This window comes from Nostocoides sp. HKS02, from assembly GCF_009707485.1.
Taxonomy (GTDB): domain Bacteria; phylum Actinomycetota; class Actinomycetes; order Actinomycetales; family Dermatophilaceae; genus Pedococcus.
Genome location: NZ_CP046121.1, coordinates 2,670,263 through 2,693,949 on the forward strand (window position 1 = coordinate 2,670,263; position 23,687 = coordinate 2,693,949).

Below are 23,687 nucleotides of genomic sequence, written 5' to 3' on the forward strand. Positions count from 1 at the left end.
CCCAGCACCGGCCAGCCCAGCACCGGTCAGCCCAGCGCCGGGGTCGTGGCGTACTTGACCACGGTGAGCGCCACGAGCAGCACGACCACGAGCGCCATACCCGGCCACTGCCACCGGCGCCGTGCGGGCGTGCTCGTCCACGAGATCACCGCCGCCAGGGCGGCACCGGTGAGCAGGCCACCGAGGTGGGCCTGCCAGGCGACGTTCGGCACGACGAAGCCGATGACGGCGTTGATCCCGATCGTCGCGTACATCCCGGCCGACGAGCGGCCGAGGTGGCGGTTGAGCACGAGCAGCGCGCCGAACAATCCGAATACCGCACCCGAAGCACCGACCGCGGGCGTGATCCACAGGCTGTGGGTATCGAACTCGTTCTGCGGCGGGGACGCCATCAGCGTGTAGACCACCGACCCGCCCACCGCACTGATGAGGTACACCGCGGCATACCGCGCACCACCGAGCAGCCGCTCGACGTACTGCGCGCCCACGAACCACAGCGCCAGCATGTTGAACAGGATGTGCGTCACCCCACCGTGCGCGAACGCCGCGGTGAGGAAGCGCCAGGGCTGGCTCTCACCGAGGAAGGGGACGAACGCGATCTCGTCGGTGAGGCTCGGCTGCACCTGCTGGAGGACGAACACCGCGACGCAGATCGCGACGATGGCGGTGGACACCACCGGGGTGTCGGTCACGGTGCCCCCGAACACCGTGCGCGCGGACGGCAGGGTGCGGGCCTGCTCCCGGACGCAGTCGACGCACTGCACGCCCACCGCGGCCGGCCGCTGACACTCAGGACAGACGGGCCGGCCGCAGCGCTGGCAGCGGACGTACGACACCCGGTCGGGGTGCCGCGGGCAGACCGGTGGCGCCGCTGGCGCCTCCTGGGGGGCGTATGCCGGGGGCTCGCTCATGCGTCGGTCGGCGTCAGTCGGTGCGCGGTCGCTGGGGTCGTCGGTCGGCTGGTCAGTCGTGGACGACGACGGACTCGATGACGACGTCCTCGACCGGCTTGTCGTTGGCCCCGGTGCGGACGGCGGCGATGGCGTCGACGACCTCGCGGCTCGGGCCGTCGGCCACCTCACCGAAGATCGTGTGCTTGCCCTGGAGCCAGCTCGTGTCGCCCACCGTGATGAAGAACTGGGACCCGTTGGTGCCCTTGCCCATGCGCTTGCCGGCGTTGGCCATGGCGAGCATGTAGGGCTTGGTGAAGTTCTTGTCGGGGCTGATCTCGTCGTCGAAGGTGTAGCCGGGACCGCCGATGCCCTGCCCCAGCGGGCACCCGCCCTGGATCATGAAGCCGGGGATGATGCGGTGGAAGGTCAGGCCGTCGAAGAACGGCGTGGGGTTCGAGCGACCGGCGTCGTCGCGGTACTCCTGCTCACCCGTGGCCAGTCCGACGAAGTTCTTGACGGTCTTCGGGGCGTGGTCGGGGAACAGCGTGATGTTGATGTCGCCGTGGTTGGTCTTGAGGGTGACGTCCATGCCGCTCATCCTTCCACGAGCCGTGGACTCGCCGCGCCCGCGCCATGGCAACGAGGCAGCGACGAGCCAGCGACGAGGCAGCGACGAGCCCCAGAACACACCCCACGGGCTTGCCCACCAGCGGAAACAAGGCAGGATGGGTCACGAGACAGAGTCCGCCAAGAGCCACAGGAGGCATGGTGTTCCGCACCAAGAGCACGACTGAGCAGGCCGCCGACGCCCTGAGCACCAGCGCGCGCAGCGCTGCCGATCACGCCGCATCCCTCAAGGACCGCGTCGGCCCAGCCGCCGAGGTGGCCCGTGATCGCGCCACCACGGCTGCCAGCACCGCGATGGACTGGAGCAAGCCCCACGTGGAGGCCGCGCGCGAGTGGGCCAAGCCGCACGTCGAACACGGCATCGAGGTCGCTGCGCCCAAGCTGCAGGAGGCCGTCGAAGGGCTGGCCCCCAAGGTCGACACGGCGCGCGACACGATCGTCGACACCCTGTTGCCGAAGGTCGCCGAGGCGCTCGCCGCCGTCGCAGCGGCGTCGGCCGCCGCGAAGGCCTCTGCGGCCGACACGGCCGATCGTGCCCCCGACGCTATCGCTGTGCTCAAGGGAGAGCGGGTCGCCAAGCGCCGCAAGGGCAAGTTCTTCCTGTTCCTCGGCCTGGCTGCGGCGGCTGCCGCCGCCATTGCGGTGTTCCGCAAGTCCACGCCCCGCGAGGACCCCTGGGCCACCCCGCTCGAGGACCCCTACACCGCGCCGACCACGGGTCGTGACTCCTCGGTGGCGAGCATCGCCGAGGCGGCCAAGGACAAGGCGAGCACCGCCGCCGGCGCGGTCAAGGACAAGGCCGCCAGCGCGACGACGACCGTGAAGGATGCGGCCAAGGACGCCAAGGACGCGACCTCCTCCCAGGGACGGCACGCTGCCGACAAGGCGGCTGACGCCACCAAGGACGCGACCGACACGGCGGCTGAGGCGACCAAGGACGCGACCGACAAGGCTGCTGACGCCACCAAGGACGCCGCTGACTCGGCAGCCGACCAGACCAAGGACGCGCTGGACTGACCTCGCAGGCCCCGCCCGCGGGTAGCGTGGTCAGGCATGTGGAACGTGGCCGCCGGACCGTTCCTCGCTGCGGCGGGGCTGCTCGTGGTGGCCGGACTCCCCAAGGTCGCTGACCCGTTGCCCCTCGTGCGGGCCCTGCGTGCTGCGGGTCTGCCAGCAGGCCGCCCGCTCGTGCGCCTGTTTGCCGTCGCCGAGATCGCCATCGGTGTCGGGGCGCTGGTCGCTCCCGGGCGGGCCAGTGCCCTCGCGGTCGCGGCGGCATACCTGCTCTTCACCGGCTTCGTGGCGCACGTGCTGCGGCGCGGCGGCGTGCTGGGTTCCTGCGGCTGCTTCGGCAAGCCCGACACCCCCGCGACCTACACCCATCTGGTCCTGACCGCGGCAGCCGCGCTGGCCGCCCTCGCCACGGCAGTCGACCCGCCCGCGGGGCCCTGGGCGGGCGTGGACGGCGCGGCCGTGACCACGGCTGGGCTGGCCGTCCTCATCGCGTTCCTCGCCTGGCAGGTGATGGCGGTACTGCCCACCACCACACCGGCCGCCGTCCGCACGACCACGAAGGGCTGACCATGCTGGCTGCCGTCATCGCCGAGGGAGTCGCGATCGCGCTCCTCGGCGTCCTCGTCCTCGGGTTGCTGCGCAGCCACGCGCTCATCCTCAAGGCACTGCACGAGCTGGGGGCCGGCCTCGAGCTGGAGAAGGACGCCGGCACCGGTGTCACGACAGCCACCACCGGAGGTACGCCAGGGCCGGTGCCCGTCGAGCTGGAGCAGGGCGTCGTCCCGGCGACTCGAGCCGACTCCACCCGCGCCCACGACATCGTCGGCACCGATCTCGACCGCCGCGAGCGCACCGTCACCGTCCGCACCCCTGGCACCAGGACCCTGCTGGCCTTCCTCACGAGCGGGTGCAGCGTCTGCCAGACGTTCTGGGACGAGTTCGACCGCGGCGTCGACGTGCCCGGCGACGGCGTGCTGCGGATCGTCGCCAAGGGACCCGAGGAGGAGTCGATCCCGAGCCTCCGGTCCCTCGCGGGTCGCCTCGACGTGGTGCAGTCCTCGCGGGCCTGGACCGACTACGACATCCCCGGCTCGCCGTACTTCATCTACGTCGAGGACGGCCGGGTCACCGGTGAGGGCTCGGCGACCACCTGGCCCCAGGTGCGCGACCTCATGGCGCAAGGAGTCTCCGACAGCGCCGAGGCGAGGGCGGCGGCTGGCCGCGGTGGCCCGGGGCTGCTCGTCGGCGAGGCGCTCGGCCGCGGTGAGCAGGACCGCCTGCCCCGCATGGACGCCGAGCTGCTCGCCGCCGGCGTCGGCCCAGGCGACCCCAGCCTGTACCGCTCGCCGGACCTCGACCTCGACCCCGAGCACGACGACCACGACCAGCACGACCACGACCAGCACGACCACGATCACCAGCACGACCACCAGCACCCGCCAGGGCGGTGACATGTCGGTGACCACCCTGGCCCTCGCGCTGGGCCTGCCCATGGCCGTCATCGCTGCGGTGCGGGCCACCTGGTCTCCTTGAGGCGAGTCGATGCTCTCGAGCATCAGCCCGCTCGGTGAGCGGGCCCGCAACTCCCGGTGGTGGCTCACCACCACGGCATACCTGCTCGGCTCGCTAGGCGGGGGACTGACGCTCGGGGCACTCGCCTCGCTGGCCGGCTCCGCCCTGCCGTCCACGGTGCGGACCTCGCGCTGGGCGCTCGCCGTGGTCGCCGTGCTGCTGCTCGTGGGGCTCGCGTTCGAGCTCCGCGGCTCGCGGTCGCTCCCGTCGTGGCGGCGGCAGGTCGACGAGCAGTGGCTCACGCGCTACCGCGGCTGGGTCTACGGCCTGGGGTTCGGCACGCAGCTGGGCTTCGGCCTGGTCACCATCATCACGAGCGCGACGACGTATGCCGTGGCGCTGCTGGCGCTGCTCACCAGTCACCTCGCTGCGGGGTTGGCCATCGGCGGGACGTTCGGGGTCGTGCGGGCCCTGCCGTCACTGCTCATGGCCGGGGTCCACGACCGGCACCAGCTGCACGGCGCGTTCAGCCGGGTCGAGGGTTGGGCCCGTCCGGTGGCCATCCTCGCTAGGGTGGCCCTCGGAGTGGCTGCGGTGACGGTGTTCGCCGCAGCAGTTGGGAGCTGACGCGATGGCTGACCTCTACGGGCTCGACGCCCACCCGCCCCGAGGCTGGGTGGTGGCCGTGTCGCGTCGCCCCGGAACCCTCCCGCCGCCCGCCAGTGTGCGGCTCGCAACCGCGGTCGCGTCCGGGGTCGCTGACGGGGTCGCTGACGAGGTCGCTGACGGGGTCGAGGCCGATGTGACCCGCCCGGTCCTGCACGCCTGCACCCGCCCGCTGCCCGCCGATCGCGGCGACTTCGGCAGCGGTGCCGTCGACCTGCTCGGCCCCAACGACATCTTCGTCGCGCTCGTCGACTACGGCACCGAGGTCGCGGACCAGGGGTTGTTCGAGAAGCAGGGGATGCCGCGGCTCGCTCCATCGCAGTTCGCGCCGAACCGGTTGCAACGACCGCTGCCGGGCATGAGCGCCTGCCAGCACTTCTTCAGCGTCGGCGGCCGGGCGTTCTGCCTCTTCACGGTCCTGGGGAGTCATGCCCGACGGATGGCGTCGGTGCCTCGCGCCGCGGCCCTGGTCCAGACCGTCCAGATCACCGACCGCCACACGCTGGCCCGGCGGGGAGGCCGCCCATGAGCACCCTCGAGGACCTCACCACCGGGCCCGGCGGCGTGGCCGGCTTCGTCGGATCGCTCTCGCGGCGCTTTCGGCCCGTCACGCGCCGCAGCCTCCTGCTCGGGGCGACCGTCGCAGCCACCGCGCTCGCCACCAAACCCAAGGAGTACGTCCTTCGGCCGGTCCCGGCATACGCCACGATCTGCGGGCCCGGCAACACCGCGTCGAGCGGCTGGACCGTGTTCTGCTGCACCATCAACAACGGCGTCAACGCCTGCCCGCCCGGCAGCTTCGCAGCGGGCTGGTGGAAGGCCGCGGACTCGTCGTGGTGTGGCGCGGGCTACCGCTACATCGTCGACTGCAACGCCTCCTGCTCGAAGTGCACCAGCGGGTGCAGCGACGGCATCTGCGACTCCCGGTGCTGGAGCTGCTCGTGCGGCTCCGGGTCGACCGCCACCTGCGACCAGCGCCGGGTGTGCTGCAACGCGTTCCGCTACGGCCAGTGCAACACGCAGGTGAAGTGCAGCGGTGGCGTGCACTGCCGGGTCGTGAGCTGTGTGCCGCCGTACCGGTGGACCAACTGCACGACCACGAGCCTGGTCGACAACCGCACCAGCGAGCACAGCGCACCGTGCCTGCCGGTCTGGAACGCCATCGAGCGCAAGTACGACGCGATGGGGGCCCAGGGGTCCTACCTGCGGGCGTCGATCACCCCGTCGCGGTCGGTCGGCGACGGCCGGGGTGTCTACGTCCGGTACCAGGGCGGCGGCATCTACTGGACGTCCACCACCGGGGCGATCGCCCTGACCAGCCACACGCTGCGGGGCTGGGACGCGAGCGGGGGTGTCTACGGCCAGCTGCGCTACCCCATCGCCGACCCCGCCCCAGGCCGGCGTGCCGGCGGCTGGATCCAGGCGTTCGAGCACGGGGCCCTGGCCGGCGCCTCCAACGCGGCGATCGCCGCGGTCTACGAGCCCAGCTGGACCGTTTGGAAGGCGAACAACCGCGAGGCAGGACCGCTGGGATACCCAGTGGCAGCGCGGGTCACCAACCCCGACGCCCGGGGCTGGCACCAGCAGTTCCAGGGCGGCTTCATCACCGACAGCCCCGCCACTCCCACCGTCGCCGTGTACGAGACGTCCGCGACCATCTGGGTTCGCGAGGGTCGTGAGGCCGGCCCGCTCGGGTACCCCACCGCGGGACGCACGGTGACGGGCACAGGCATGTGGATCCAGCTGTTCGAGGGGGGCGCCATCGCCGACACCGGCGTCACGACAACGACCGCCGTCTACGGCGTGATGTATGCCGGGTGGCAGCGGTTCGGTCGTGAGGCCGGGCTGCTCAAGTACCCCACCGCCTCGGTAGCCCGGGACACGCGGGGCGCGGGCCAGACCTTCCAGGGTGGCCAGCTGTGGGCGCTCGGGGCAGGACCTGCACGGCTGGTCTACGGGTCGGTGCTCACTGGCTGGACCAACGCGGGCGGGGCGGCTGGCTCGTACGGCTACCCGGTCACCGACACCACGGCGACCGGCGATGGCCGGCTCACGTGCCAGTTCGAGGGCGGCACCATCACGGCCTGACGGCCGCAATCGCCTGCAGGACGAGGGTGTCGGAATCCTCGGGGATGCAGCGCAGGTCCACCAGCGCGCGCCCGCGCTCGACGCGCGCCAGGACCGGGCGAGCCTGCGCCCGCAGCGCCGCGGCATACGCCTCGGGCAAGGCCACGGCCCATCCGGGGAGCATGACCCCTGGAGCGCCGCCGCCCCCGACCACCCCGTCCGAGGGGACCGTCTCGGCACCTACTCGCACTGGCAGCCCGGCGACCAAGGCGTCGCACCGCTCACGCAGCCGAGCCGGGTCGGCCTCCAGCGCGTCCCACACGGGTGGCCGCGGCCCCCGAACCGTGGCCTCGAGCGCGGCCAGGGTGGTCTTGTCGGCGCGGACGGCGCGCGCGAGCGGATGACGGCGGAGCCTCTCCACCGTCTCGGCGCGCCCGAGCACGAGCCCCGCCTGCGGGCCGCCCAGCACCTTGTCACCGCTGCAGGTGACGACAGCGGCGCCGTCGCGCAGTGACCGCGCGGCGTCGGGCTCGTCCGGCAGCAGCCGGTGCGGCCGGAGCAGGCCACTGCCGATGTCGTGGACGACCGGGGGGCCGAGCGCCACGAGAGCCGCCACGTCGACGGACGCCGTGAAGCCGTCGACCCGGAAGTTGCTCGGGTGCACCTTGAGGATGCACCCGGTGTCGGGGCCGACCGCCTGGGCGTAGTCGGCCAGGGTGGTCCGGTTGGTCGTGCCGACCTCGCGCAGCCGGGCCCCCGTGCTCGCGATGAGGTCGGGCAGCCGAAAGCCGTCCCCGATCTCGACCATCTCGCCGCGGCTGACCACGACCTCGCGGCCGGCGGCGAGCGCCGTCGTGGCGAGCACGAGGGCCGCCGCCCCGTTGTTGACGACCAGGGCTGCCCCGGCCTCAGGAAGCAGCTCGAGCAGGGCAGCGATCGCGCCGGCCCCCCGCCGCGAGCGCCGTCCGGTGGCGAGGTCGAGCTCCACGTCGACCGTGCCGGCCGCCGCGCGCATCGCCTCGATGGCGGCGTGCGACAGCGGTGCGCGGCCGAGGTTGGTGTGGATCACGACGCCGGTGGCGTTGAGGACCGGGGTCAGCGACATGACGCGCTCCGGCAAGGCGGCCAGGGTTGCGGCGACGACGTCGTCGGGGCCGATCTCGCCGTCCCGGACCCGGCCCTGGACGGTCCGGACGACTCCGCGGACCACGTCGCGGCCCAGCCGCGAGACCGCTTGCGCCACAGCGGGATCCGCGAGTACGGCGTCGGTCCGCGGCACGAGGCGCCGGGCATCCGCGTGGTGCGGCTGCGGCATACGGGCCTCCCTGTCGTTGGCGGAGGCGGACGGGAATCGAACCCGCCCAGCCGAGCTGCTCGGCTGCACCGGTTTTGAAGACCGGGAGGGCCACCAGGCACCTGTACGCCTCCGCTGGCGAGGCTAGCGTAGGCACCATGACGACGTTGGAGACGCCCGTACGGCTCACGCAGTATGCCGCGGGCGGCGGCTGCGCCTGCAAGCTCCCGCCGGGCGAGCTGGAGCAGGTCGTGCGCGACCTGGTCGGGCAGCCCGCCGGTGACGTGGTGGTCGGGCTCGACACCGGCGACGACGGCGCGGTGGTCCGGGTGGCCGACGGGTTGGCGGTGATCAGTACCGCCGACTTCTTCACGCCGGTCGTCGACGACGCCTACGACTTCGGACGCATCGTGGCGGCCAACGCGCTCTCGGACGTCTACGCGATGGGCGGCCGACCGGTGCTCGCCATCAACCTCGTGGGCTGGCCGCGGGGGGTCCTGCCGCTGGAGCTGCTGCGCGAGGTGCTGCGGGGCGGTGTCGACGTCGCGCGCCAGGCGGGCTGCCCTGTCGCGGGCGGCCACAGCATCGACGATCCCGAGCCCAAGTACGGCATGGCGGTCACCGGGGTAGCCGACCCCGATCGGCTGCTGCGCAACGACGCAGCGCGGCCCGGGCTCCCGCTCAGCCTGACCAAGCCCATCGGGGTCGGGATGCTCAACAACCGCCACAAGGCGACCGGCGAGGTCTTCCCGCAGGCCATCGCCTCGATGACGACCCTCAACGCGCAGGCCAGCGCCGCGGCCCTGGCAGCCGGGGTCGTGGCGGCGACCGACGTCACCGGGTTCGGGCTGCTCGGTCACCTGTTCTCGATGCTGCGGGGGTCCGGCGTGGGCGCCGTGCTGGACGCCGCGGCCGTGCCGGTGCTCGAGGGGGCCCGCGACGCGTTGCGCGACGGCTTCGTCAGTGGTGGTACGCGGCGCAACCTCGAGTGGGTGCGCCCGCACCTCGACACCGCGCTCAGCGAGGACGAGCTGCTGGTGCTCGCGGACGCGCAGACCAGCGGCGGGCTCCTCGTCGTCGGTGAGGTCCCCGGCGCGCCGGTGATCGGGCACACCGTCGCCGGCCCCCCCGCGTATCCGCATCGCCTGAGCACCGCTGCGGATCCGCGAATCCGCGTTGAGGCAGTAGCGTGGCGCCACTCGCCCACTTGGCACCCGCCCCGGCCACGCGCCCCGGCCATGCCCTCGCAGCTCGGAGAACCCATGCCGCACTTCGCCCACACGCTCTCGGTGAGTGCAGCGCCGTCCGCCATCTTCGCGATCATCGACGACTTCTCGAAGACCCCGCAGTGGTTGTCGCGGTGCACCGGCATCGACAAGCTCGACCCGGGTGCCAACGACGTCGGCACCCGGCTCAACTACCACTACGACGACGGCCGCCGCTCGGGCACGATGGACGGCCAGATCGTCGCGCGCGAGCCGGACCGGCACTTCGCGATGAAGTTCACCGACCGGATGATGGATGTCACCGTCGACTTCGTCGCGGCCTCGGACGGGGTCGGCACCACCTTGACCCACACGATCGATATCGCCACCAAGGGTTTCGGCGTGCTGCTCTCTCCCCTCATCAAGCGACAGCTGCCCAAGCAGACCATGGATGCGATGACCGCCCTCAAGGCCATGGCCGAACAGCCCTGACAGGGCCTAGGCTCCGAAAGGTCCGGGTCCCGACCGCACGGAGGTGCACCAGATGGCAGCCAAGTTCGAGCTCTACCAGGACAAAGCGGGCAAGTACCGGTTCCGGCTCAAGGCCGGCAACGGCCAGGTGATCGCCACGGGCGAGGCGTACGAGTCCAAGGACGCGGCCCAGAACGGCATCGAATCGGTCCAGAAGAACGCGCCGGGTGCGCCCATCGTCGAGGTGGACAGCTAGGCCCCACGCGTTTCGCTGCATGGCCGCGAGGCCCCGTCCGGTATGCCGGATGGGGTCTTTGCGCGTCGCACCTCCAGGCCGCGTGGTCGACCGGACGGTCCGAGGACGGTCGCCGGACGGTCACCCGATGGTCCACGGGTCTCGTGTTTTCGTCGGGTTGCGTGACCCACCGCGAGCGCGATGATGGCCGTGATGACCGGGGAGAAGTGGCGGATCTGGGCTGCGCGGGTGGCAGTGGTCGTCGGCGCCGCCGTGGTCGTCGTGAGCCTGAACTGGCTGTGGGGGTATGCCACCACCGACAACCCGAAGGTGATCGAGGACCCGCTGATCGTGCGTGTCGCGAATGCCGCGTGCGCCAGCATGCGCGACGAGGCAGCGGCCGCGGCGGTGGGCACGTCGGCCCCGATGGCGCAGCGGGTCGACGCCATCAACACCCAGGACAACGCCGTGGTCGAGCTCATCACGACGATGCACCGGATGGTCGACCCCAGGACCTTGGAGCGCGACCAGCCCACCGACCAGTGGCTCGAGGACTGGCAACGCCTCGTGACCGCGCGCGACGCCTACGCGCGGTCGCTGGCAGCGGGAAAGCCGGTGCCGATGGTGCTGCCGGTCATCGACGGCCAGTCGCTGGCGGACCGCCTCGACAACGTTGGGCTCAACTGCCGGGTGCCGCTGGTCATGATGGAGCCATGAACGCCGCGCGAAGGCCCCCGTCACACCCGCCGACCTGGCTGCTGAACGCGACCGCTCCCGTGGCCAAGGCCGTCGCGGGTCGGCGGTGGTTCCCCCTGTGGGCGGTGATCCACCACCGCGGCCGCACGAGCGGCACGGCATACGCCACCCCGATCGCGGTGATCCCCACCCGGCGCCAGGACATCTTCCTCATCGGGCTGCCGTGGGGCGCCAAGACGAACTGGGCCAGGAACGTGGTCGTCGCGGGAGGTGCGACGGTGCGGTGGAGGGGGCGCGACTACGCGGCGACGGAGCCGCGCATCGTCGGACCGGAGGTTGCCGTGGTGCAGGCCAGGGGCCCAGTCAGGCGAGTGGTGGGCAGCGGGCGGTTCCCGGCGTTCCTCGAGCTGCGGCGCACGGGTCCGTCGGAGTAGGCCCGGTCTACAGTGTCCCGTGATGACCCAGTCAGTCGTGGACCGTTGGCGGCCGTCCCAGCGCACCCTCGGTCCGCGGCAGTGGCGCCTCGCCGGCACTGCGGCTGCCGTGGTCGTGGCCGTCACCTCGTGGCTGTGCGGCGCGACTCCGAAGGAGTACTCCAGCGTGTGGCCGGGCATCGTCCCGTGGCGCTCGAACGGCGGCTCACCGCTTGCCTGCTCGCTGCTGTTCATCGCGCTCGGGGTGATGCTCTATGCCTGGTGGGCGGTGCGTGACCTCGACCTGTCGGTGGGCTGGCACGTGCGCACCGGGCTGCTGTGGTTCGCGCCGCTGCTCGTGAGCGCGCCGCTGTTCAGCCGCGACCTCTTCTCGTATGCCGTGCAGGGCCTCATGCTCCACCGAGGCCTCGACCCGTACCACCACGGCGTGCGGGGGCTCGCGTCGCCGTGGGTCAGCTCGGTGTCGCGGGTGTGGCTGGACACGACGGTGCCGTACGGGCCGCTTGTTCATGGTGCTGGCCAGGTTCGCGGCGGCGGTCTCTGGCGGGTCGTTGCTCGTCGCGTTGGGGCTGCTGCGCCTGGGCGCGACGGCGAGCGTGCTCGTCCTCGCCTGGGCCGTGCCGGTGATCGCGCGTCGGCTGGGCACCGACCCGGTCCGAGCCGTCTGGCTGGGGTTCCTCACTCCGCTGGTCGGGATGCACCTGGTCGCCGGCGCCCACAACGACGCCCTGATGATTGCGGCAATGGTTGCGGCGGTGGCGCTCGCCCTGCAGGGGCGACATGGGTGGGCGTGCCTGGCGATCGCGGCCGCGATGGCGGTCAAGGCGCCGGCGGCAGTCGCGATGCCGTTCGTCGCGATCCTCGCTGCCGTGGACCACCGGGGGTCGATGACTCACCCGGGGATGCCGACCCTTGGGATGCCCCTGGGGATGCGGCGCTTGGCGCTGCGGACGGTGGTCGCGGGGGCGGCGAGCTGCGTGGCATTCGTGGTGATCAGCCTCGTGACCGGGCTGGGATTCTCGTGGGTGAACAGCCTCTCCGAGCCGGGCAAGAGCATCCAGTGGACGTCACTGCCGACCGGGATCGGCATGGGGATCGGGTTCGTCGGGACCCTGTTCGGCCACAACGTCGAGGACGGGGCCGTGTCGGTGGCGCGAACGGTGGCGCTGGTGGCACTCGGGATCGCGCTCGTCTGGATCTGGGTCCGGGCGCTGCGGCGGGCGCAGGACCGGCGGTTCGTCGTCGTGTGCGCGGGTCAGGCGCTGGTCGCGTTCATCGTGCTCTCGCCGGCGTTCCACGCGTGGTACCTGCTGTGGGCGCTGCCGCTGTTCGCGGCGAGCGTGACGGACCGGCGGTGGCAGACGGTGCTCGCCGGCCTCGCGACCCTGATGGCCGTGTCGATCCTGCCCGGCGGCTACAGCCTCGGGCTGGTGACGTCCTGGGTGGGTGTGCCACTGTGCTTCGTCGCTCTGGGCGCTGGGGTCGTCTACGGTTGGCGCTGGATCCAGGCGCAGCGCTCGCGGGTGAGCGCACGGCACACCGTCTGAGCACGAGGGGGTAGTGATGTGAGCGCGATCATGGGCTGCTGGCTAGCCCACCATTGGGCTTGGTCGCTGTCCGGCCACTGAGCCCAAGCTCTGACAGGACCTAGCGTCGCGGGAGCAGCCCAGCGACAGCCTGGCTGATCACGTCAAGGCCTGCCTGGGTGACGGAGTGTCGACCGCCGACCAGGGTGTCCCCGCTGTCACAGTCGGCCGTCCATTCGAGGCCCGCCTTCTTCGCGAGGGCCTGCCCGATCTGGGGCATGGACCGTGCGGAGACCCCGCACTGGCGAGCCGCGGCCTCGAAGACGTGCGACGGGAAGCTGCTCCCCACGCCGACTGGCACCGAAGGGATTCCGAGCTGCTTGCAGAGTCGGTCCAGCTGGTCCTGCTTGGGGTCGCGGCCCTGAACACCGATCTCGCGGACGCCGCTGAAGGCCCTGTCGTCATCACCTCGACACCTGGAACACCACTCCGGATTCATCCCGTGCCGACAGTCATCACTCATACCTATGAATGTACGTCCGATCGGGGGGTACCAATGACCACGTGCCACCACGGCCATCGTGGAGCGGCCAGAAACGCGGACATCGGGCCGAGCGAGTCGACCTGTGGTGGAGCCAAGGGGACTCGAACCCCTAACCCCCTGCTTGCAAAGCAGGTGCGCTACCAATTGCGCCATGGCCCCCGAACCGGGGTGCTGAGCCCCCGGACGGACTACGAGGGGGAGTCGGTCGCCTGCGACCAGAGGTCACGCTCGGCCTGCTGAGCCTTGAGCTTCTTCTGGATCGCCGCTGCGCCGATCACGGTCGCGATGAGGATCAGGATCTTCTTCATGGCCGTCCGCCCTCCCAGAGGTGCCGCGGGGATCGGGATTGGTGGGCCTAACAGGACTTGAACCTGTGGCCTCTTCCTTATCAGGGAAGCGCTCTAACCGTCTGAGCTATAGGCCCGTGAGCCCAATCTCCGCTGCGCCACGGTGGGTGGCGCGAGGCACGAGGTTACCCCACCGGCATACCCACCACCAAAACGGTATCGAGCGGCCCGAGCAGGCCCTCTCAGCACACCTTGCTGCCGGCAGGACAGGTTGCAACAAGGTCTCCCGGCAGCAACGTCTGCTAGCAGAGGGTGCTGCCCACGGGCGTATGCCGCGGGGCCGCCGCCGGTGCCCGACGGCCGGTCAGTCGTCGGTCAGGGTCAGCTGCAGTCCGCCGACCAGGGCGGAGCAGATGTTGTAGAGGAAGGCCCCGAGCGTCGACAGCGCCGTCATGAGGATGACGTCGATGACGCCGATGACGATCGACAGGGACAGCACCCGGCCGAAGCCGAGGAAGTCCATGATGTTGAACGGGTTCGCCGGGTCGTTGAACACGGTGCCGACCAGGCGGTTGACCTCGGAGAACACGCCCATCCCGGACAGGATCATCCAGAGCACGGCCACCATGACGACGCCGGCGATGCCGAGGGCCACCGAGATGAGGAAGGCCATCTTCATGGCCGACCACGGGTCGACCCGCGACACCGTGAGCTTGACCCGGCGGGCCCGGCCGACGCCGGCCGTGCCGACGGGGCGGGCGGTGCCTCCGGCCGGACGCGGGGCGCCGGCGGCACCGGTCGCGCCGGAACCACCGGTCACGCCCGACTGCCCTCCCTGCGGGCGGGGCGAGGTGCTCGTCTGGCCTGCCGTGCTCACTCGTTACCTCCACTGGCGTCGCTCTCAGGCGCCGACGGTGCCTGCCCATCACCGCGCGCGACCTGCTCGTTCTCTGACGACGGTACGGCATCGGGGGCCTGCGAGTCGCCATCAACGACAGCGAGACCATCCGAGTCGCCGGACAGCTCCACCTCGGACTCCACGGCGCGCTCGGGGTTGCGGGCCACCGCGACGACCGAGTCGCCGGGCCCGGGGCTGGCGAACTTCATGCCCTGGGTGTTGCGGCCGCGCCGCGTCACCGGGCCCACCGGCATACGGACGATGTTGCCCTTGCCCATGATGACCAGCACCTCGTCGTCCTCGGACACCGTCAGGGCCCCGACGAGGTCGCCGTTGCGCTCGGTGATCTTGGCGACGGCGACACCCAGGCCACCACGGCCCTTGGCGTTCCAGTCGGAGGCGGGGGGACCGCTTGGCCATGCCGTTCTCGAACACCACGAACACGTCGGGGTCCTCGCCCTCATGGATCACGCTCAGCGACAGCAGCGAGTCGCCGTCACGGAACCGCATGCCCGTGACGCCGCTGGTCGCCCGACCCATCGGGCGCAGCTGCTCGTCGGTGGCGTGGAAGCGCACCGACTGGGCCTTGCGCGAGACGAGCAACAGGTCGTCGGTCGCCGAGGCGAGGTCGGCGGCCACGAGCTCGTCGCCGTCCTTGAGGTTGATCGCGATGAGGCCACCCGTGCGCGGTGAGTCGTAGTCGCCCAGCCGCGTCTTCTTGACCAGGCCCTTGCGGGTGGCGAGCACGAGGTACGGCTGCTCACCGTAGTCGCGCACGTCGAGCACCTGGGCGATCTTCTCCTCGGGCTGGAACGCGAGCAGGTTGGCGACGTGCTGACCCTTGGCGTCGCGGCCGGAGTCCGGCAGCTCGTAGGCCTTGGCGCGGTAGACCCGGCCGAGGTTGGTGAAGAACAGCAGCCAGTGGTGGGAGGTGGTCGTGAAGAAGTGGTCGACCATGTCGTCGCCCCGCAGCGAAGCCCCACGCACGCCCTTGCCGCCACGACCCTGCGAGCGGTAGGCGTCGACGCGGGTGCGCTTGGCGTAGCCACCGCGGGTGATCGTGACGACCACGTCCTCCTCGGGGATGAGGTCCTCCATCGACATGTCGCCGTCGAAGAACTCGATCCGGGTGCGACGGTCGTCGCCGTACTTGTCGACGATCTCGGCCAGCTCGTCGGCCACGATGCTGCGCTGCCGCTCGGGCTTGGCGAGGATGTCCTGGAAGTCGAGGATCATCGCCTCGAGACGGTCGTGGTCGTCGATGATCTTCTGGCGCTCGAGGGCGGCGAGCCGGCGCAGCTGCATGTCGAGGATGGCGCGCGCCTGGATCTCGTCGATCTCGAGGAGCTGGATCAGGCCGTCGCGCGCCGCCTCGACGGTGGGCGAGCGGCGGATGAGGGCGATGACCTCGTCCAGCGCGTCGAGCGCCTTGAGGTAGCCGCGCAGGATGTGGATGTCGGCCTCGGCCTTGCGGAGCCGGAACGCCGTGCGCCGCTGGATGACCTCGATCTGGTGCTCGACCCAGTGCCGGATGAAGGCGTCGATCGGCAGGGTGCGGGGCACGCCGTCGACCAGGGCGAGCATGTTCGCGCCGAAGTTGTTCTGCAGCTGGGTGTGCTTGTAGAGGTTGTTGAGCACGACCTTGGCGACGGCGTCGCGCTTGAGCACGATGACCAGCCGCTGGCCGGTGCGACCCGAGGTCTCGTCGCGGATGTCGGCGATTCCCGACAGGCGCCCCTCCTTGGTCAGCTCGGCGATCTTCTGAGCCAGGGTGTCGGGGTTGACCTGGTAGGGCAGCTCGGTGACGACCAGGCACTGCCGGCCCTGGATCTCCTCCACCTCGACGACCGCACGCATGATGACCGAGCCGCGACCTGTGCGGTACGCGTCCTCGATGCCCTTGCGGCCGAGGATGAGCGCACCGGTGGGGAAGTCGGGGCCGCTGATCCGGGCCAGCACCGCGTCCAGCGTCTCCTCGCGGGTCGCCTCGGGGTTGGCCAGCAGCCACTGGGCCGCGGCGGCCACCTCGCGCAGGTTGTGCGGCGGGATGTTGGTGGCCATGCCGACGGCGATACCCGAGGAGCCGTTGACGAGCAGGTTCGGGAACCGGCTCGGCAGGACGACCGGCTCCTGGGTCTTGCCGTCGTAGTTGTCGCGGAAGTCGACGGTGTCCTGGTCGATGTCGCGGACCATCTCGAGGGCCAGCGACGCCATCCGGCACTCGGTGTACCGCGGCGCAGCGGCCGGGTCGTCACCCGGGCTGCCGAAGTTGCCCTGCCCGTCGACGAGCGGGTAGCGCATCGACCAGTCCTGGACGAGACGCACCAACGCGTCGTAGATCGAGGCGTCTCCGTGCGGGTGGTACTGACCCATGACCTCGCCGACGACGCGCGAGCACTTGTTGTAGCCGCGGTCGGGCCGGTAGCCGCCATCAAACATGGCATAGACCACGCGGCGGTGCACCGGCTTGAGGCCGTCCCGCACGTCGGGCAGCGCGCGACTCACGATGACGGTCATCGCGTAGTCGATGTAGCTGCGCTGCATCTCGGTGTTGAGGTCGACCGCTTCCGTGCGGTCGTACTCGATGGGCGGTATCTCAGTCATGAATTCCCTTGTCCCTCAGTGCGTCTCAAACGATTCGGTATGCCGCGGGGCTGGTTTCACGTGGAACCTCGCCACCCGGCATACGAGTGTCAGATGTCCGTCAGATGTCTGGTCAGATATCAAGGAAGCGGACGTCGCGGGCGTTGCGCTGGATGAAGCCGCGGCGACTCTCGACGTCCTCGCCCATGAGGATCGCGAAGATCTCGTCGGCTGCCGCGGCGTCGTCGAGCGTGACCTGCAGCAGCACCCGGTGGTCCGGGTCCATCGTGGTCTCCCACAGCTCCTGGTAGTCCATCTCGCCGAGACCCTTGTAGCGTTGGATGCCGGCGTCCTTGGGCAGGCGCCACCCCTGGGCCAGCCCGGCCGTGACCATGGCGTCGCGCTCGCGGTCGGAGTACGCGAACTCGTGGGCGTGGTTGCTCCACTTGAGCCGGTAGAGCGGGGGTTGGGCGAGGTAGACGTAGCCCTCCTCGATCAGCGGGCGCATGAACCGGAAGAGCAGCGTCAGCAACAGGGTGCGGATGTGCAGGCCGTCGACGTCGGCATCGGCCATGAGCACGATCTTGTGGTAGCGCGCCTTGGTCTTGTCGAAGTCCTCGCCGATGCCGGTGCCGAACGCCGAGATCAGCGCCTGGACCTCGTTGTTGGCGAGCACCTTGTCGATGCGGGCCTTCTCGACGTTGAGGATCTTGCCGCGGATCGGCAGGATCGCCTGGTTGTGCGGGTTGCGACCGCGCACCGCCGAACCGCCAGCCGAGTCACCCTCGACGATGAAGACCTCGGAGATCGAGGGGTCCTTGCTCTGGCAGTCGCGCAGCTTGCCGGGCAGGCCGCCGGACTCGAGCAGGCCCTTGCGGCGGGTCGCCTCGCGCGCCTTGCGAGCGGCCATGCGCGCGGCCGCGGCCTGGACCGACTTGCGGACGATGTCGCGTCCCTCGGTGGGGTGCGCCTCGAGCCAGTGGCCGAACTCGTCGGTCATGGCGCGCTGGACGAAGCCCTTCACCTCGGAGTTGCCGAGCTTGGTCTTGGTCTGGCCCTCGAACTGCGGCTCGCCGAGCTTGACCGACACGACCGCGGTCAGGCCCTCACGGATGTCGTCGCCGGTGAGGTTGTCGTCCTTGTCCTTGAGGAGGTTCTGCTTGCGCGCGAAGTCGTTGATGAGCTTGGTCATCGCCGCGCGGAAGCCCTCTTCGTGGGTGCCGCCCTCGTGGGTGTTGATGGTGTTGGCGTAGGTGTGGACCGACTCGGAGTACGCGGTGGTCCACTGCATCGCCAGCTCGAGCGATAGCTGGCGCTCGGTGTCCTCGGACTCGATCGAGATGATCTCGGCGTGCACGGGCTCGGACTTCTTGGACGACACCAGGTGGGTGACGTAGTCGACCAGGCCGTTCTCGTAGCGGTAGGAGATCTGGCGCGGCTTCTTCTCCGTGGCGTCCACCGTCTCGGCGGCGTCCTCGGCACTCTCCGGCTCGCGCTCGTCGACGAGGTTGATGGTCAGGCCCTTGTTGAGGAAGGCCATCTGCTGGAACCGCGCCCGGATGGTCTCGAAGTCGTGGTTGGTCGTCTCGAAGATCTCGGGGTTCGGCCAGTAGGTGATGGTGGTGCCGGTGCGGTCCGACGCCTCCTGCTTCTCCAACGCCTCGACCGGCACGCCGTGGTCGAAGGACATCCGGAAGGCGTGGCCCTTCTGGTGGACCTCGACGTCGAGCCGGGAGGACAACGCGTTGACCACCGAGGAGCCGACGCCGTGCAGGCCGCCGGAGACCTTGTAACCGCCGCCGCCGAACTTGCCGCCGGCGTGCAGCTGGGTCAGCACGAGCTCGACGGCCGACCGGCCCTCGGCCGGGTGGATGTCGGTGGGGATGCCGCGCCCGTTGTCGGCCACCCGGACCCCGCCGTCAGCCAGCAACACCACGTCGATGGTGTCGGCATACCCGGCCAGTGCCTCGTCGACGGAGTTGTCGACGATCTCCCAGACGAGGTGGTGCAGACCGCGCTCACCAGTGGAGCCGATGTACATGCCCGGACGTTTGCGCACGGCCTCGAGGCCTTCGAGCACGGTGATCGCGCTGGCGTCGTAGTCCGAGCCGACCGGCACCCCCGCGAGCTCGGCCTCGGCCTGCTCGCGGGCCACCTCGGCCTGCGCGGCGGTCAGGTGCTCGGTGGTGCCCTCAGGGGGCGTGGTCTCGTCTGGCGTCAGGTCGGCCTCGGACACAGTGCTCCTTCTCCGGTGGTGCACCCCGCCGGGAACCGATCCCCACGGCCGTGCACCCTGCTCATGGCACGCGACCAGACTGGAGACCAGCTGGTCGCGAATTCACCTCAGAGTCTACCTGTCGAGGGGGTCAGAGCTCGCGTCAGGAGGGCCGTGAGCCCACATTTGCGCCAAAAACCTGCCCCGGGACGGTCCCCGGTACGCGACCCGGCCTTTCAGGGCCCGATTCTGGCCTTCTTGACCTCGGGCGCCGCCGCCTGCCGCCCGCCCTCGGTCGCGTCAGCCGTAGGTGTCGCGTGGGCCGGGCCCCTGGGCTCGACGCAGGCCCTTGGACCACGACGGGGCACTCGGCCCCACGAGCTTGAGCGCCGTCACCGTCCCCTTGCCGACCTCGCCCTCGAGCCGCCCCATGATCGCGGACTCGAGCAGCTGGAGCTGCACCATCCAGGCAGTCGAGTCGGCACGCACCGTGAGCACCCCGAACTCGAACGTCACCGGGGTGCAGTGCTGGGCGACCTCGGCGCCGACGATGTCGGGCCAGCGCCCCATCACCGAGCCCACCGCGACGTCGACCTTCCAGCCGCGGTCGGCGAGCAGTCGGTCCATCTGGTCGCCGAGCAGCTCCGGGTCGCGGCCGTCGCGGGGCGCCCTGGTGGTCGGCACTCCCGGTCGCCGGGCCCGCATCGGCTTCAGGCCGGGGCGCAGCCCCTTCTCCCGGGCCGCCGCCCGGGCGCGCAGCAGGGCGGCAGCCGCGGCGTCGTCGGCGTCGTCCGCAGGATTGCTCGGACGGTCCGGGTCGTTGGGGTCGTTGGGGTCGTTGGGGTCGTCCGCAAGGTTCGTCGTGGCGTCGTCACTCACGGGGCACCACCGTCCCGAGCGACACCGCGAACGTCTGCCCCACGAGCGAGGCCGGCACGTCGGCATCGACCGCGGCGGTGATCAACACCTGCTCGCAGTCGGCGATCATCGCCGCCAGGCGCTCGCGCCGGCCGGTGTCCAGCTCGGCGAAGACGTCGTCGAGGATGAGCACCGGATCGTCGCCGAGGTCGTGGCGCAACAGCTGGTATGCCGCGAGCTTGAGTCCCAGCGCGAACGACCAGCTCTCCCCGTGGCTGGCATAGCCCTTGGCGGGCAGGTCGCCGAGTCCGAGCACGAGGTCGTCGCGGTGCGGCCCGGCCAGTGACACCCCGCGCTCGATCTCACGGTCGCGCACCTGCGTCAGGGTGGCCAGCAGCTCGGCGTGCAGCTCACCGATCTCGGGCACGTCGCCGGCCGCGATGCGCTCGGCGCTCTCCTCGCGCAGTGAGCTGCGGTAGGAGACCCGTGCGTCGGACTGGCCGGCGCTGACCTCGTCGTAGGCCTTGGCGAGATAGGGGCCGAGGTCGCGCAGCAGCCGTAACCGGGCGTAGAGCAGTTGCGATCCGACCGTGGCGAGGTTCTCGTTCCAGATGTCGAGGGTGTGCAGCGCCGAAGCACGGGCGTCATCGGCAGGCTCGTCGCCGGGCCGCGGCCGGTGGCGAGCACCCCGGCGCAGCACGGGCTGGGCCGACTTCAACAGGGCGTTGCGCTGGCGCAGGATCTTGTCGTAGTCCGCCCGGACGCCGGCCCAGCGGGGCTGACGGGCGACAAGCAGGTCGTCGAGGAACCGTCGGCGCTCGGAGGGGTCGCCCTTGACCAGCGCGAGGTCCTCGGGGGCGAACAGCACGGTGCGCAGGGTGCCGAGCACCTCCCGGGGCCGGGTGACCGGTGAGCGCCCGAGCCGGGCGCGGTTGGCCCGGCCCGGGTTGAGCTCGAGCTCGACCAGGGTCTCGCGCCCGTCGCGCACCACGACGCCGCGGATGATCGCCTGCTCCGCGCCGAACCGCACGAGCGGCTGGTCGGTGGCGACCCGGTGGCTGGAGAGCGTGGCGAGGTAGCCGATCGCCTCGACGAGGTTGGTCTTGCCCTGGCCGTTGAGGCCGACCAGCGTCGTGATGCCGGGCTGCAGGGGGAACTCGGCGGCGGTGTAGCTGCGAAAGTCGGCGACGGACAGGTGACGGACGTGCACGCGCTCCCGATCAGGCCTTCTTGGCGGTGCGCCTGCGCCCTGTGGTCGCCCCCGTGCCCGACGACGGTCCCGCAGTCGCGGCCTTGCGACCCTTGGCAGCAGCCTTCGCCGCGCTCTTGGTGGGCTTCTCCTTCGAGGCAGCCTTCGCCGCCACGGCCTTCTCGTGCTTGGGCGCACCCTCGGCGCGGAGCTTCTCGCCCTCGGCGACCGACATGACCTGGTGCCCACCGAAGCCACCGCGCAGCGCGGCGACGGCCTGCATCGTGGGGGACTCCTGCTGACGGGAGGCGAACCGCGAGAACAGCGAGGCCGAGATCACCGGCATCGGCACCGAGTTGGCGATCGCCTCCTCGACGGTCCAGCGTCCCTCGCCGGAGTCCACGGTGTAGCCGGACACGTCGTCGAGGTGGGGGTTCTTCTCGAGGGCGTCGACCAGGAGGTCGAGCAGCCAGGACCGCACGACGGTGCCGCGGGTCCACGCCTTGAAGGCGCCCGGGACGTCGGTGACGATGTCCTTCGCCTCGAGCAGCTCGTAGCCCTCGGCATACGCCGCCATGAGGCCGTACTCGATGCCGTTGTGCACCATCTTGGCGTAGTGGCCGGCCCCGACCTTGCCGGCGTGGACGAAGCCCTCGTCGCGGGGACCCTCGGGCCGCAGCGCGTCGAAGATCGGCATCGCCTTCTTCACGTTCGCCGGGGACCCGCCGACCATGAGGCCGTAGCCGTTGTCCAGGCCCCAGATGCCGCCCGAGACGCCGCAGTCGAGGTAGCCGATGCCCTTGGCCTTGAGGAGCGCCTCGTTCTCGAAGTCGTCGGTGAAGCGGCTTGTTGCCGCCGTCGATGACCATGTCACCCTTGTCGAGCAGGTCCGCGAGCTTCTCGATGGTCTGCCGGGTCGGGTCGCCCGACGGGACCATGACCCACACCGTGCGCGGGGCGTCGAGCGCCTTGACCAGCGCCGCCATCGTCTTGACGTCGGAGACCGCGGCGTTGCGGTCGAAGCCCACCACCTCGTGCCCAGCGCGGCGGATCCGCTCGCGCATGTTGCCGCCCATCTTGCCGAGGCCGATCAGACCGAGCTGCATGAGAGGTGCCTTCCCTGTCGAGCGAGTGGAGGTGACGGAGCGTGAAGCCTGCGTCGCGGCATACGGCCCGCGGGGCGCGTGCTCAGGCTACGCCCGGGTGAGGTCAGCTCGCGAAGCGAACAGGCATCAGGACATAGCGGTAGGAGGTGTCGGCATCGCCGTCCTCCTTGTCCTGGCCGGACAGGACGGCCGGGCGCGAGGGCTGGGTGAACGACAGGCGCGAGTACTCGGTGCCGACCGCGCCGAGGCCGTCGAGCAGGAACTGGGGGTTGAACGCGATCTCGATCTCAGGACCGGTGAGCACGGCCTCGACGGCCTCGGACGCCTGGGCGTCGTCGCCGGTGCCCGCCTCGATGGCGACCTGGCCCTCGCTGAAGCGAAGCCGCACGGGGGTGTTGCGCTCGGCGACCAGGGCCACGCGCTTGACGGCCTCGACCAGGTCGGCGGTCTTGATGACCGACTCGGTCTCGACGGTCGTGGGGAAGATCGAGGTGACCTTGGGGTACTCGCCGTCGAGCAGCCGGGTCGTCGTGCGGCGCTGGCCGGCCTCGAACCCGACCAGCCCCTCACCGCCCGCCGAGGAGCCCAGGGCGAGGTCGACCGTGCCGGACGCGCCGAGCGCCTTGGCGGTCTCGGACAGGGTGCGGGCCGGGACGAGCGCGACGTGGGACGCGTCGCTGGCCTCGGGGTTCCAGGTGAGCTCGCGCATCGCCAGCCGGTAGCGGTCGGTGGCGAGCAGGGTCATCTTCTCGCCGTCGATCTCGACCCTGACCCCGGTGAGGATCGGCAGGGTGTCGCCGCGGTCGGCGGCGATGGAGACCTGGGCGACGGCCTGGGTGAAGACGTCGCCGGCCACGGTGCCGCTGGGCGCGGGCGAGGTGGGCAGCGTGGGGTAGTCGTCGGCCGGCATCTGCATGAGGCTGAACCGTGAGGAGCCGCAGGTCACCGAGACCTTGGACCCGTCGGTCGAGATGTCGACCGGCTTGGACGGCAGGTTGCGCGAGATGTCGGCCAGGAGCCGGCCGAGGACCAGCACGGTGCCCGATTCGGACACGTCGGCCGCGACGGTGATCTTGGCGGAGACCTCGTAGTCGAACGCCGACAGGGTCAGCGTGCCCTCGTCGTTGGCCTCGATGAGCAGTCCGGCGAGCACGGGCACCGGCGGGCGGGCTGGCAGGCCACGAGCCACCCACGTCACGGCGTCGGCGAGCACCTCACGTTCGACCCGAAACTTCACCGTCACTACCTGCCCTTCGCGTGCGGCGTGGCCGCGGTCAAACTTCAAGAATGTGATTGCGGACTGACCCTAGTGCTCGCACGACACCGGGCCAACCCGGATCGGGTAATCCGCACAGCTGTCCGGGTCG

21 protein-coding genes, 3 tRNA genes and 4 pseudogenes are annotated in these 23,687 nt (G+C 70.9%); 13 read left to right on the forward strand and 15 right to left on the reverse strand.

From position 1 onward, the window contains the following. Nucleotides 1–26: 26 nt before the first annotated feature. The gene (locus GKE56_RS12890; protein WP_154684879.1) at nucleotides 27–911 is read right to left on the reverse strand and encodes a rhomboid family intramembrane serine protease; all 885 of its coding nucleotides are present in this window, start codon (nucleotides 909–911) and stop codon (nucleotides 27–29) included. Between the two features lie 52 nt (nucleotides 912–963). Beyond that, nucleotides 964–1,482 (reverse strand): peptidylprolyl isomerase, encoded by a 519-nt coding sequence (locus tag GKE56_RS12895; RefSeq protein ID WP_154684880.1) that lies wholly within the window; start codon nucleotides 1,480–1,482, stop codon nucleotides 964–966. A gap of 179 nt (nucleotides 1,483–1,661) precedes the next feature. Between GKE56_RS12895 and GKE56_RS12900 the strand changes: the two genes are divergently transcribed. From GKE56_RS12900 to GKE56_RS12925, 6 genes are all read left to right on the forward strand, one after another. Beyond that, nucleotides 1,662–2,537, forward strand: a complete 876-nt coding sequence (locus tag GKE56_RS12900; protein WP_154684881.1) for a hypothetical protein — start codon at nucleotides 1,662–1,664, stop codon at nucleotides 2,535–2,537. 36 nt (nucleotides 2,538–2,573) lie between these two features. After that, on the forward strand, nucleotides 2,574–3,101 hold the full coding sequence (locus GKE56_RS12905) for a MauE/DoxX family redox-associated membrane protein (RefSeq protein WP_154684882.1): 528 nt from the start codon (nucleotides 2,574–2,576) through the stop codon (nucleotides 3,099–3,101). 2 nt (nucleotides 3,102–3,103) lie between these two features. Beyond that, complete coding sequence (locus GKE56_RS12910; RefSeq protein ID WP_154684883.1) at nucleotides 3,104–3,985, forward strand: hypothetical protein; 882 nt, start codon at nucleotides 3,104–3,106, stop codon at nucleotides 3,983–3,985. 91 nt (nucleotides 3,986–4,076) lie between these two features. Next, nucleotides 4,077–4,673 (forward strand): hypothetical protein, encoded by a 597-nt coding sequence (locus GKE56_RS12915; protein ID WP_154684884.1) that lies wholly within the window; start codon nucleotides 4,077–4,079, stop codon nucleotides 4,671–4,673. A gap of 4 nt (nucleotides 4,674–4,677) precedes the next feature. Continuing rightward, nucleotides 4,678–5,241 carry a hypothetical protein gene (locus GKE56_RS12920; protein ID WP_154684885.1) on the forward strand — a complete coding sequence of 188 codons (564 nt, stop codon included), beginning with the start codon at nucleotides 4,678–4,680 and terminating at the stop codon, nucleotides 5,239–5,241. Then, nucleotides 5,238–6,800: a hypothetical protein gene (locus GKE56_RS12925; protein WP_154684886.1), complete on the forward strand. Its 1,563-nt coding sequence runs from the start codon at nucleotides 5,238–5,240 to the stop codon at nucleotides 6,798–6,800. Before GKE56_RS12920 ends, GKE56_RS12925 begins: the two co-directional genes overlap by 4 nt. Here the strand turns inward: GKE56_RS12925 and selA are convergent. Both selA and GKE56_RS12935 read right to left on the reverse strand, forming a co-directional pair. Continuing rightward, the gene (gene selA, locus GKE56_RS12930) at nucleotides 6,790–8,094 is read right to left on the reverse strand and encodes an L-seryl-tRNA(Sec) selenium transferase (protein ID WP_154684887.1); all 1,305 of its coding nucleotides are present in this window, start codon (nucleotides 8,092–8,094) and stop codon (nucleotides 6,790–6,792) included. The two genes, GKE56_RS12925 and selA, sit on opposite strands and share 11 nt — an antisense overlap. A 17-nt stretch (nucleotides 8,095–8,111) precedes the next feature. Then, nucleotides 8,112–8,207: transfer RNA gene (locus GKE56_RS12935), tRNA-Sec, on the reverse strand. A 24-nt stretch (nucleotides 8,208–8,231) separates the two neighbouring features. On the opposite strand from GKE56_RS12935, the pseudogene selD reads away from it, so the two are divergent. The 7 genes and pseudogenes from selD to mptB (GKE56_RS12960) all read left to right on the forward strand — a co-directional run. Further along, a pseudogene (selD, locus tag GKE56_RS17585) lies at nucleotides 8,232–9,260 on the forward strand (selenide, water dikinase SelD); the annotation flags it as partial. A 75-nt stretch (nucleotides 9,261–9,335) separates the two neighbouring features. Then, nucleotides 9,336–9,770, forward strand: coding sequence for an SRPBCC family protein (locus GKE56_RS17590; RefSeq protein ID WP_230209332.1), 435 nt, complete (start codon nucleotides 9,336–9,338; stop codon nucleotides 9,768–9,770). A 52-nt stretch (nucleotides 9,771–9,822) separates the two neighbouring features. Further along, complete coding sequence (locus GKE56_RS12945; RefSeq protein WP_154684889.1) at nucleotides 9,823–10,005, forward strand: YegP family protein; 183 nt, start codon at nucleotides 9,823–9,825, stop codon at nucleotides 10,003–10,005. Between the two features lie 192 nt (nucleotides 10,006–10,197). Further along, on the forward strand, nucleotides 10,198–10,701 hold the full coding sequence (locus GKE56_RS12950; RefSeq protein WP_154684890.1) for a hypothetical protein: 504 nt from the start codon (nucleotides 10,198–10,200) through the stop codon (nucleotides 10,699–10,701). Next, entirely contained in the window at nucleotides 10,698–11,114 is a 417-nt protein-coding gene (locus GKE56_RS12955; RefSeq protein ID WP_230208961.1) for a nitroreductase family deazaflavin-dependent oxidoreductase, read from the forward strand. Before GKE56_RS12950 ends, GKE56_RS12955 begins: the two co-directional genes overlap by 4 nt. Before the next feature lie 247 nt (nucleotides 11,115–11,361). Next, nucleotides 11,362–11,556 (forward strand): annotated as a pseudogene (gene mptB, locus GKE56_RS18330) (polyprenol phosphomannose-dependent alpha 1,6 mannosyltransferase MptB); the annotation flags it as partial. 67 nt (nucleotides 11,557–11,623) lie between these two features. Then, on the forward strand, nucleotides 11,624–12,661 hold the full coding sequence (gene mptB, locus GKE56_RS12960) for a polyprenol phosphomannose-dependent alpha 1,6 mannosyltransferase MptB (protein ID WP_255424991.1): 1,038 nt from the start codon (nucleotides 11,624–11,626) through the stop codon (nucleotides 12,659–12,661). A 100-nt stretch (nucleotides 12,662–12,761) separates the two neighbouring features. On the opposite strand, the gene GKE56_RS12965 is transcribed toward mptB (GKE56_RS12960), so the two are convergent. The 11 genes and pseudogenes from GKE56_RS12965 to dnaN form a co-directional block, all read right to left on the reverse strand. Next, nucleotides 12,762–13,001 carry a hypothetical protein gene (locus GKE56_RS12965; RefSeq protein WP_154684892.1) on the reverse strand — a complete coding sequence of 80 codons (240 nt, stop codon included), beginning with the start codon at nucleotides 12,999–13,001 and terminating at the stop codon, nucleotides 12,762–12,764. Nucleotides 13,002–13,267: 266 nt separating this feature from the next. Continuing rightward, a tRNA-Ala gene (locus tag GKE56_RS12970) sits at nucleotides 13,268–13,343 on the reverse strand. Between the two features lie 29 nt (nucleotides 13,344–13,372). Further along, nucleotides 13,373–13,492: a DLW-39 family protein gene (locus tag GKE56_RS17595; RefSeq protein ID WP_230208962.1), complete on the reverse strand. Its 120-nt coding sequence runs from the start codon at nucleotides 13,490–13,492 to the stop codon at nucleotides 13,373–13,375. A 39-nt stretch (nucleotides 13,493–13,531) separates the two neighbouring features. After that, a tRNA-Ile gene (locus GKE56_RS12975) sits at nucleotides 13,532–13,608 on the reverse strand. Nucleotides 13,609–13,835: 227 nt separating this feature from the next. After that, nucleotides 13,836–14,291 carry a DUF3566 domain-containing protein gene (locus GKE56_RS12980; protein ID WP_154684893.1) on the reverse strand — a complete coding sequence of 152 codons (456 nt, stop codon included), beginning with the start codon at nucleotides 14,289–14,291 and terminating at the stop codon, nucleotides 13,836–13,838. 53 nt (nucleotides 14,292–14,344) lie between these two features. Continuing rightward, nucleotides 14,345–16,973 (reverse strand): annotated as a pseudogene (gyrA, locus tag GKE56_RS12985) (DNA gyrase subunit A). Nucleotides 16,974–17,085: 112 nt separating this feature from the next. Further along, the gene (gene gyrB, locus GKE56_RS12990; RefSeq protein WP_230209333.1) at nucleotides 17,086–19,107 is read right to left on the reverse strand and encodes a DNA topoisomerase (ATP-hydrolyzing) subunit B; all 2,022 of its coding nucleotides are present in this window, start codon (nucleotides 19,105–19,107) and stop codon (nucleotides 17,086–17,088) included. 360 nt (nucleotides 19,108–19,467) lie between these two features. Continuing rightward, nucleotides 19,468–20,046, reverse strand: coding sequence for a DUF721 domain-containing protein (locus tag GKE56_RS12995; RefSeq protein ID WP_370518397.1), 579 nt, complete (start codon nucleotides 20,044–20,046; stop codon nucleotides 19,468–19,470). Beyond that, on the reverse strand, nucleotides 20,039–21,235 hold the full coding sequence (gene recF, locus GKE56_RS13000; RefSeq protein ID WP_154684895.1) for a DNA replication/repair protein RecF: 1,197 nt from the start codon (nucleotides 21,233–21,235) through the stop codon (nucleotides 20,039–20,041). The genes GKE56_RS12995 and recF overlap by 8 nt, the downstream gene beginning before the upstream one ends. A 10-nt stretch (nucleotides 21,236–21,245) precedes the next feature. Then, nucleotides 21,246–22,320 (reverse strand): annotated as a pseudogene (gene gnd / locus GKE56_RS13005) (phosphogluconate dehydrogenase (NAD(+)-dependent, decarboxylating)). 103 nt (nucleotides 22,321–22,423) lie between these two features. Continuing rightward, nucleotides 22,424–23,557, reverse strand: coding sequence for a DNA polymerase III subunit beta (gene dnaN, locus GKE56_RS13010; RefSeq protein WP_154685794.1), 1,134 nt, complete (start codon nucleotides 23,555–23,557; stop codon nucleotides 22,424–22,426). Nucleotides 23,558–23,687: the final 130 nt, after the last annotated feature.